Here is a 4,399-nt window from a genome sequence, read left to right as displayed (position 1 = left end):
TTTTTGCATGTAACTTTTTAAGATCAATGGGGGGTTCTGATGGAGCTTTTGATTGATCGAAAGCTTGCGAGGAAGCTGAGATCAATTGATTTTTCCAGTCAATAATTTGGTTTTGATGAACATCAAACTCAGAACTCAATTCAGCAAGTGTTTTTTCTGCTTTGATCGCAGCAAGTGCTACCTTAGCCTTAAAGTCGTTTGAATGATTTCTTCTTGGTCTACGTGCCATAAAATACTCCATATATTGATGTTTATAACATCATTTGAGGAGCAGAATATCACTTATAGGAGTTGTTCAAATTTCCGGATCCATCTCTGTCAACAAGGGGTTGTCTTTCGTTTAAGGATTAAATATTAAGCGATTATTGAAAAATTATAAAAATAAGAATTTGATCTTGTGGATGTTTTAGACCATCTAAAATTAACTTGAATCTCTTATTCTTGTTCCTAATCTACTAGTCACTCCTGTTGCTAGTAGACTACTTTAATTAAAATTAGGTATTTCACTCACTGGATATATTAATGTTAATGGATTTGATGTTAATGAAATAAAGCCGAAACGCTGATAAAACTCCATCGCTTTTTGATCTTTGGCATGTATGACAACAAAATTAACACCAATAATTTGAGCAACTTTTGAAACTTGTTTAAGAGCATGTGCTAAAAGCACTTTTCCAATTCCTCGCCCCTGAATTGGTTGATCAACGGCAAAGCGACCTACAACCACACAAGGGAGTGGATAACGAGGTAATCGTTTAGTGAGAACAGCATCAACTACATCGAATCCTATAGAGGCACTTGATAGACAATAAAATCCTTTCACCTGTGTATCATCGTCATCAATCGCTACATACGTTTTACTTGTTCCTGATTTCTGATGTTGGGATGCGTATTGTTTTATGAACTTATTTAAATCATCTTGCCCACAATTAAATGATTTTTTTTGATGATGGGCTTGTAAAACCTCAATCTTCATCCAATAAACTCATTAAATTTTTCATCTCATCATTTGCAGGGCGTGGGTTTTCAAGCATGTTCATTAACATATCACGATCAGCATTATTCACTTTTAACTCATGATTAGATTTAAGTAATTCTTTTGCTCGTTCAAATGAGGATTGGATCATAAAGGAACTCACACTGAGACCCAATAAATTCGCAGCTTGTTCAATCACATTTTTTGCATCTACTGTTGACCGAACATTGATTCTTTCTGTTGCTAAGTTAGCCATATTTTTTACCAATAAGTACATCAGTTTGATGTACAAATTATAGCAGATTAAGGTAGTGCTTCAAGATTCAAATTTACATATTTTGTTTTGAAATATTTGAATGGAAAATCAGTGGGCTACTATGAACCAAAAATGAGTAGAATTTAGTCCTACCCTTGGTTCGGGGGATTTTTTCTGACATCTCGTAATTATTAATATAGAGTCAAATTTGAAGGCTGATATAAGCTTAAGCTTTGTGCATATGTAAAAAAATCATCATTCCTGAAATTAAAAACATCAATATTATTATTACAGAACTATATAATCGCATTCATTTACTGGTCAAATTTATCGGCCAATTAGATTAACTTTGTTTGGTTATAATTACAATAAAATATATAAATCAGTCAGATAACTAGATTTTTAATAAGATAATTAAATATACATATAAAAAAACTTGATTATTCCTGTTTTTAGGGTATAGTTAACTCAACTAGAAAAAAGTCTTGTTTCATTAAATCTCTCTTAAGTATCGTCGTTTTATTCATAATTCTTCGTTTTTTTCAGATTTTAAGTTTCATTATTTATTATTTTCAAAGTTATATTCAGTCACTAAAATGACTAAAAATTATTAAAAAATCAGTAGGATTTATTATGTCAAACTCAAATGTTGTTAAAGGTACCGTTAAGTGGTTCAATGAAACTAAAGGTTTTGGTTTTATTCAACCAGAATCAGGTCCAGATGTTTTTGCGCACTTCAGCGAAATTGCCAACTCAGGTTTTAAAACCTTATTTGAAGGCCAACAAGTTGAATTTAGTATTGCTCAGGGTCAAAAAGGCCCGAATGCAGTCAATATTGTTGCCATATAAGCACTAATACGAGTTGAAAAAGCACTACTCAGTGCTTTTTTAATTTTAAAGAAAAAGTTGTTTTTCCATATTGGAAAAAAAATCATAAAAATAGGATACAAATTGTTAAAAGTTAATGAATTAATTGCAAAATCTAAAAATGGTACTGAAATTATCGTTTCTTTAATTCCTTTAAATAAAATGCAGAATACACGTCAAGGTTTTAAAGAAATTGAAGTGGGTAAAAGAGTTTTGCTGGAATCGGGAATTGAGGTAGATTTAAATTTAGATGGTCGTACATTTTATACGTCTTTAAATCAATTATTTAAGCTAAATCAAAAAGTTATTTAAAAAATAATATATTGCTTAATTAATTGAATAGCCGCTCTGCCATAATCTTATTAAAGGTAAACTAATGTTTAAACAAAATCTAAATGTAAAAGACCAATTCGGTATCAAATATTCTATTCAGGCCACGGTTGAGCGCCATTTTAGTGCTAGCCAGTCTTGTTCCCATGTCAAATATATTACTGTGGATGGTGAAGATATTCGCCCCAGCTTTGAAATGTTTTTCCAAAGTACTTCTAGCGGAAAAATTTTCAAGATTATTTAAGTCAATGAACTACTCGCAGCTAAAGCAACGAGTTTCCATATGTGGTTAATCTCGCATACCCCATCCACTGGCTCAGAATTAACTTCTGTTTCTGAGTTAGATATGCTTCAAATTTAACACCTGAAATTATCAGTAAATTTACTATTTAGATACTTGAATCCAATACTATTTTAGCTAAAAAAAAGCCAAAAATCTAAATAATATCTATATATTAACATTTTATATATTTTATGATTGATATAATAATTTTAAATTTCTAGTGGCTTAACTCGCCCTTAAAAGAGCGAGAATGCGCCACTAAATTTGTTCAAAATTTCAAAGCCATTCTTTGCTGTCATCTGCAACAGGCGTTCCATGCATCACATGCTGAATCATGGCATAGGCGATACTGCCCTTGAACGGAATCTCAGGGAACTGATCAAATTTGAAAAATTGCGCATCGCTGAGTTCATTTTCTTGAATCTGAATTTCCCCTGCGTGATATTCTGCCTTGAAGGCCATCATCAGATTGCTGGGAAACGGCCACGGCTGACTGGCTAGATATTGAATATTTTTGATTTGCAGCCCCACTTCTTCCAGCGTTTCACGGCGTACTGCCTCTTCCAAGGTTTCTCCAACTTCGACAAATCCGGCAATCAGGCTGTACATCTGGGTTTTGTTGCGGGCATTTTTTGCCAGCAGAATTTCATCTGTACCTCGGGTAATGATAGTAATGACACAGGGATTCACCCGCGGATATTGGTTATAGCCACAGGATGGACAGACCATGGCATACTGGGTGGCATGCTGCTCGGTGGCGTGACCACATTTACTGCAAAAGCGGTGATTACGGCGCCATTCCAGTAACTGTACCGCACGGCTGGCCTGTTCAAACTGTAGTCTGCTCCAGACTTGCACCAATTGTCTGATCGGCACCAGCTGATAACCTTCCGGCACCGGTTCATCTTCTTTCAGATCACGGGCAATGATCTCGCCATTTTCCGACAGGTTCAGGTCGTGCTGCAGTCTTTCTACCTGCGGCAACTGAAAATGGTCATCCACCAGTAATTGCTGCTGTCTAAAAATATACGCTTTTGAATGCATGCTCATACGATCCCCTGATTAAAAAAAATCCCATACAGAGGGGTGTATGGGACAAAACTAAGGAAGCTTACATGGAGTAACTTCTACCCAGATACTAGGCGCAAGCTGCCTGAATTACAACCATAATAATTTGTATCTTTTTGATTAAAATCACATAATTTTCACACCACCTATGAATTAAGGAATCATTGTTATTATTCTGGCCACCAGCCTGCTGTTTTTTGGTAGCAGTCAGTACGTCAACCATGACTTGCTGGTTGCCTGCTGGATGACAATTACCGTATTCTGTTTTGCTGACTATACCCTTTCCGGCAAAAAGTACATTCTGTTTATTGGTTATGTTGCCTGTGCCCTAGGCTTTTTAACCAAAGGTTTAATTGGTGTGCTCATTCCAGGTATGGTGATTTTGCCTTGGGTACTATTTACCAAGCAATGGAAAAAAATCCCATCCCTGTTACATCCAATTGGTTTACTGATTTTCGTGTGCCGCAGCAAGCGGCGTAAGAGATGAGGGTGTGGCCCCTCGCTATCGGCTTGCAGGAGCAGGTAGCAAACCACCATAAGCGGCTTGGATCAAAAGTCCCGGTCGTGAGCGTTATGGAAAAGGCATCGTAGAGATGTCAGGTAAGAATTAGGAAGGCGA

8 protein-coding genes and 1 pseudogene are annotated in these 4,399 nt (G+C 35.8%); 4 read left to right on the top strand and 5 right to left on the bottom strand.

Features of this window, described 5'->3' with window-relative positions; translation table 11 throughout:
* From FTT87_RS15610 to FTT87_RS15600, 3 genes are all read right to left on the bottom strand, one after another.
* Nucleotides 1–241 (bottom strand): transposase (locus FTT87_RS15610; protein WP_161418611.1); only part of this gene is annotated, 241 nt, incomplete at its 3' end.
* A gap of 243 nt (nt 242–484) precedes the next feature.
* The gene (locus tag FTT87_RS15605; RefSeq protein WP_180044179.1) at nt 485–976 is read right to left on the bottom strand and encodes a GNAT family N-acetyltransferase; all 492 of its coding nucleotides are present in this window, start codon (nt 974–976) and stop codon (nt 485–487) included.
* Nucleotides 966–1,232: a DUF1778 domain-containing protein gene (locus tag FTT87_RS15600; RefSeq protein ID WP_166171925.1), complete on the bottom strand. Its 267-nt coding sequence runs from the start codon at nt 1,230–1,232 to the stop codon at nt 966–968. The genes FTT87_RS15605 and FTT87_RS15600 overlap by 11 nt, the downstream gene beginning before the upstream one ends.
* Nucleotides 1,233–1,865: 633 nt before the next feature.
* Here FTT87_RS15600 and FTT87_RS15595 point away from each other — a divergent pair.
* The 3 genes from FTT87_RS15595 to FTT87_RS15585 all read left to right on the top strand — a co-directional run bounded on the left by FTT87_RS15595 (nt 1,866) and on the right by FTT87_RS15585 (nt 2,673).
* Nucleotides 1,866–2,081, top strand: coding sequence for a cold-shock protein (locus tag FTT87_RS15595; RefSeq protein WP_019837890.1), 216 nt, complete (start codon nt 1,866–1,868; stop codon nt 2,079–2,081).
* Nucleotides 2,082–2,183: 102 nt separating this feature from the next.
* Nucleotides 2,184–2,411, top strand: coding sequence for a hypothetical protein (locus FTT87_RS15590; protein ID WP_004761266.1), 228 nt, complete (start codon nt 2,184–2,186; stop codon nt 2,409–2,411).
* A 64-nt stretch (nt 2,412–2,475) separates the two neighbouring features.
* Entirely contained in the window at nt 2,476–2,673 is a 198-nt protein-coding gene (locus FTT87_RS15585; RefSeq protein WP_019837892.1) for a hypothetical protein, read from the top strand.
* Nucleotides 2,674–2,692: 19 nt separating this feature from the next.
* Here the strand turns inward: FTT87_RS15585 and FTT87_RS15580 are convergent, their stop codons facing one another.
* Together FTT87_RS15580 and nudC are read right to left on the bottom strand one after the other, a co-directional pair.
* Nucleotides 2,693–2,800, bottom strand: a complete 108-nt coding sequence (locus FTT87_RS15580) for a helix-turn-helix domain-containing protein (RefSeq protein ID WP_373423532.1) — start codon at nt 2,798–2,800, stop codon at nt 2,693–2,695.
* Between the two features lie 188 nt (nt 2,801–2,988).
* Nucleotides 2,989–3,762 carry an NAD(+) diphosphatase gene (gene nudC, locus FTT87_RS15575; RefSeq protein ID WP_180044183.1) on the bottom strand — a complete coding sequence of 258 codons (774 nt, stop codon included), beginning with the start codon at nt 3,760–3,762 and terminating at the stop codon, nt 2,989–2,991.
* A gap of 178 nt (nt 3,763–3,940) precedes the next feature.
* Here nudC and FTT87_RS15570 point away from each other — a divergent pair.
* Nucleotides 3,941–4,240, top strand: a pseudogene (locus FTT87_RS15570) (ArnT family glycosyltransferase); the annotation flags it as partial.
* Nucleotides 4,241–4,399 lie beyond the last annotated feature (159 nt).

Source organism: Acinetobacter sp. YH01022, assembly GCF_013420235.1.
Lineage (GTDB): Bacteria > Pseudomonadota > Gammaproteobacteria > Pseudomonadales > Moraxellaceae > Acinetobacter.
The sequence above is the reverse complement of the archived record's forward strand: the minus strand, read 5'-3'. Positions and strand labels throughout refer to the sequence as shown.